Origin of the sequence: Streptomyces niveiscabiei, assembly GCF_001419795.1 — a bacterium.
GTDB lineage: Bacteria > Actinomycetota > Actinomycetes > Streptomycetales > Streptomycetaceae > Streptomyces > Streptomyces niveiscabiei.
Genome location: NZ_LIRL01000342.1, coordinates 1 through 3895, shown reverse-complemented (window position 1 = coordinate 3895; position 3895 = coordinate 1). Strand labels below are relative to the sequence as shown.

Here is a 3895-nt window from a genome sequence, read left to right as displayed (position 1 = left end):
CGCGGCCCGCGCCCTGCCCGGCGTGTGGCTGAGCGACCGCGGCTACCGCACGGCGGCCTTCGCCTTCGAGGAACTCGCCGTCCTGGTCCGCGACGGCTTCGGCGGCCTCACCACGACCCCGCTCCTCGCGGCGGCCCTCGCGGAAGGCTTCGACGGCAACCCCCTGGCGGCCACGACCGACCCCGAGGCCTGGTGGACGGCGTACCTCAGGGCCGTCGTACAACCCGCAGTAACCGGTTTCGCAAACGGCGTCGTCCTCGAAGCCCACGCCCAGAACACCCTGATCGCCGTGGACGCCGACGGCACCCCCGTCCAGGCCCTCTACCGCGACGCGGAGGGCGTCAAGCTCCTCACCGACGTCGACCGCGCGGCCGGCTGGGAGCGCCTCGTGTACACGCTCGTCGTCAACCACCTCGCCGAGACCGCCGCCGCCCTCGCCGAACACCACCCGGGTTTCGCCCCCTGGCCCGCCGTACGCAGGGAGTTCGAGCGGTACGACCTCCCCGAGGCGAGGGCGCTCCTGTCGTCCCGGACGCTCCCCGGCAAGACGAACCTCCTCCTGCGCTGGACCCGCGCGGACGGCGCGGACGCCCGCTACCTCCCGCTCCCGAACCCGATGGCCGGCCCCTGACCTGGCTTAGGCTGGCCCCTGTGCTGCGCGAAGTGACTGCCGTCCGATACGTGACCCCCCTCAGGTCGGGCGGTTCCGTGCCCGGTGTCGTCGAGGCCGACGACCTGGGGACGTACGTCGTGAAGTTCACGGGATCGGCGCAGGGCCGCAAGGCGCTGGTCGCCGAGGTGATCGTCGGGGAGCTGGCGCGGGCGCTGGGGCTGCGGTTCCCGGAACTGGTGCTGGTCCACTTCGACCCCCGGATCGCGGACGGGGAACCGCACCAGGAGGTCCGCGACCTGCACGCGGCGAGCGCCGGCCTCAACCTCGGCATGGACTACCTGCCGGGCGCCCGCGACTTCACGCCGGATGTTGCACAAGCGTTTGCTGTCGATTCTCTGGAGGCCGGCCGCGTCGTCTGGCTCGACGCGCTCACCGTCAACGTCGACCGCACCGTGCACAGCTCGAACCTGATGGTCTGGCCCACCCTCGGCACGGTCCCGCCTCGCCTGTGGCTCATCGACCACGGCGCGGCCCTCGTCTTCCACCACCGCTGGGACGCCTCGGAACCTGAGAAGGCGTACGACTTCCGCCACCACGCCCTCGGCACGTACGCCCCCGACGTCCGCGCCGCCGACGCCGAACTCGCCCCGAAAGTCACGGAAGAGCTGCTGCGGGCGATCGTCGCCGAGGTCCCCGACGCGTGGCTCACCGAGGACTTCGCGACGCCCGCCGAGGCCCGCGACGCGTACGTCGCCTACCTGCACGCCCGCGTACGGGCCTCCGCGCGGTGGCTGCCCACCGACTTCCCGACCCGGGAGGAACTCGCCGCCGAGAACGCCCTGCGCGCCGCGGCGAACCAGAAGGGACGCCCCACGTGGCTCAAGCAGGTCCCCGACCTGCACGGCAAGCCCGCGGCCGAACAGGATTGGTCGGTGCACCTCGGATGAGTGGCCGTGTCGAGATCGAGTACTGCACCCAGTGCCGCTGGCTGCCGCGCGCGGCCTGGCTCGCGCAGGAGCTGCTCACCACGTTCGAGGGGGAGTTGACGGAACTCGCCCTGAAGCCGGGCACGGGCGGGGTGTTCGTCGTGCGGGCCAACGGCGAGGTCGTGTGGGACCGGCGCGTGAACGGGTTCCCGGAGCCGACGGCGGTGAAGAAGGCCGTACGCGACCGAGTGGCCCCGGGCAAGACCCTGGGCCACTCGGAACGGTCAACGCCCTTGTGAGGCTCAGCCCTTGAGCTGCTCGTAGGCGGGCAGCGTCAGGAAGTCCGCGTAGTCGTCGTCGAGGGCGACCTGGAGCAGGAGGTCGTGCGCCTGCTGCCAGTGACCGGAGTTGAAGGCGTCCTCGCCCAACTCGGCCTTGATGGCGGAGAGTTCGTCGGCGGCGATCGTCCGGACCAGCTCCGGGGTCGCCTTCTGGCCGTTCTCGAACTGGACCCCCGCGTCGATCCACTGCCAGATCTGCGAGCGGGAGATCTCGGCGGTCGCCGCGTCCTCCATCAGGTTGAAGATGGCGACCGCGCCGAGCCCGCGCAGCCACGCCTCGATGTAACGCACGCCCACCTGAACGGCGTTGACGAGTCCGTCGTACGTCGGCTTCGCGTCGAGCGAGTCGATCGCGATCAGGTCGGCGGCCTCGACGTGGACGTCCTCGCGGAGCCGGTCCTTCTGGTTCGGCTTCTCGCCGAGGACCCGGTCGAAGGACTCCAGCGCGATCGGGACCAGGTCGGGGTGCGCGACCCAGGAGCCGTCGAAACCGTCGTTCGCCTCGCGGTCCTTGTCGGCGCGGACCTTCTCGAACGCGACCTTGTTGACCTCCGCGTCCCGCCGGGACGGGATGAACGCCGCCATGCCGCCGATCGCGTGCGCGCCGCGCTTGTGGCAGGTGCGGACGAGGAGTTCGGTGTACGCGCGCATGAACGGGGCCGTCATCGTGACCAGGTTGCGGTCCGGGAGGATGAACCGGTCCCCGCCGTCACGGAAGTTCTTCACGATGGAGAACAGGTAGTCCCAGCGGCCCGCGTTCAACCCCGAGGCGTGGTCGCGGAGTTCGTAGAGGATCTCCTCCATCTCGTAGGCCGCCGTGATGGTTTCGATCAGGACGGTCGCGCGGATCGTGCCCTGCGGGATGCCGACGTAGTCCTGCGCGAAGACGAACACCTCGTTCCACAGGCGGGCTTCGAGGTGCGACTCCGTCTTCGGGAGGTAGAAGTACGGGCCCTTGCCGAGGTCGATCAGGCGCTGCGCGTTGTGGAAGAAGTACAGGCCGAAGTCGACGAAGGCGCCCGGCACTTGGTCGCCGTTCGCGTCGACGAGGTGGCGCTCGTTCAGGTGCCAGCCGCGCGGGCGCATGACGACCGTGGCGAGTTCGTCGTCCGGGCGCAGGGCGTACGACTTGCCGGTGCGCTCGTCCGTGAAGTCGATGTTCCGCCGGTAGGCGTCGGACAGGTTCAGCTGGCCGAGGACCACGTTCTCCCAGGTCGGCGCCGAGGCGTCCTCGAAGTCCGCGAGCCAGATCTTCGCGCCGGAGTTGAGGGCGTTGATCGTCATCTTGCGGTCGGTGGGGCCGGTGATCTCGACGCGGCGGTCGTTCAGGGCGGCGGGGGAGGGGGCGACCCGCCACGACTCGTCCGCGCGGATCGCGGCCGTCTCCGGGAGGAAGTCCAGCGTCGAGGTGCGGGCGATCTCGGCGCGGCGCTCCGCGCGCCGGGCGAGGAGTTCTGCGCGGCGCGGGGTGAAGCGCCGGTGCAGCTCCGCCACGAAAGCGAGCGCCGCGTCCGTCAGGACCTCCTCCTGCCGGGGCAGGGGTTCGACGTCGACGAGGGTCAGCGGGGACGGCGCCGGTGCGGACATGAGCGGTCACTTCCTTCGCGGGGTGCGCTTCGGGGGCGAGATTCTGCTGAGTGGATACTAGTTTCCTCATCGTGGAACTTCAATGCTCTGCCGGGGCGGGGGACACGCAGGGTGCCGCGGCTCACTCCAGCCGCCCCAGATCCGCCTCGACGTCGATGTCGTACGCCTCTGCGACGTCCCCGCACTCCACGAGCCGCACCCGATGCCCCCTCAGGTACGCCCGGGCCCCCTGATCCCCCGTGGCGGCCTCCGCGACCCCCGCCCAGTGCGCCGACCCGAACAGCACGGGATGCCCGCGTACCCCGTCGTAGGTGGCCGACACCAGCGACCCCTCGTCCTCGTACGCCTCCACCACCCGCCGCACCGCCTCCGGGCCGATCCCCGGCTGGTCCACCAGCGACACGAGCACCGCACGCGCGCGCGTGCGG

The 3895-nt window shown here is 71.0% G+C and carries 5 protein-coding genes; 3 read left to right on the top strand and 2 right to left on the bottom strand.

Annotation, left to right across the window (positions count from 1 at the left end; genetic code table 11):
- The 3 genes from AOK24_RS17475 to AOK24_RS17465 form a co-directional block, all read left to right on the top strand.
- On the top strand, window positions 1-631 hold a 631-nt coding region (locus AOK24_RS17475), incomplete at its 5' end, for a ferric iron reductase (RefSeq protein ID WP_240553982.1).
- Between the two features lie 20 nt (window positions 632-651).
- Window positions 652-1560 carry a HipA family kinase gene (locus AOK24_RS17470; RefSeq protein WP_055721003.1) on the top strand — a complete coding sequence of 303 codons (909 nt, stop codon included), beginning with the start codon at window positions 652-654 and terminating at the stop codon, window positions 1558-1560.
- Complete coding sequence (locus tag AOK24_RS17465; RefSeq protein ID WP_055721002.1) at window positions 1557-1838, top strand: Rdx family protein; 282 nt, start codon at window positions 1557-1559, stop codon at window positions 1836-1838. The genes AOK24_RS17470 and AOK24_RS17465 overlap by 4 nt, the downstream gene beginning before the upstream one ends.
- A 3-nt stretch (window positions 1839-1841) precedes the next feature.
- Here AOK24_RS17465 and aceB read toward each other — a convergent pair whose 3' ends face one another.
- Together aceB and AOK24_RS17455 are read right to left on the bottom strand one after the other, a co-directional pair.
- Complete coding sequence (aceB, locus tag AOK24_RS17460) at window positions 1842-3467, bottom strand: malate synthase A (RefSeq protein ID WP_055721001.1); 1626 nt, start codon at window positions 3465-3467, stop codon at window positions 1842-1844.
- A gap of 121 nt (window positions 3468-3588) precedes the next feature.
- Window positions 3589-3895, bottom strand: a 307-nt coding sequence (locus AOK24_RS17455) for a nucleotidyltransferase family protein (RefSeq protein ID WP_159051902.1), incomplete at its 5' end; no start/stop codon positions are given.

Bases quoted from the DNA above. Each gene is read 5' to 3' on its own strand.
- AOK24_RS17465 (WP_055721002.1), top strand. From the start codon at position 1,557: ATGAGTGGCCGTGTCGAGATCGAGTACTGCACCCAGTGCCGCTGGCTG.
- aceB (WP_055721001.1), bottom strand. From the start codon at position 3,467: ATGTCCGCACCGGCGCCGTCCCCGCTGACCCTCGTCGACGTCGAACCC.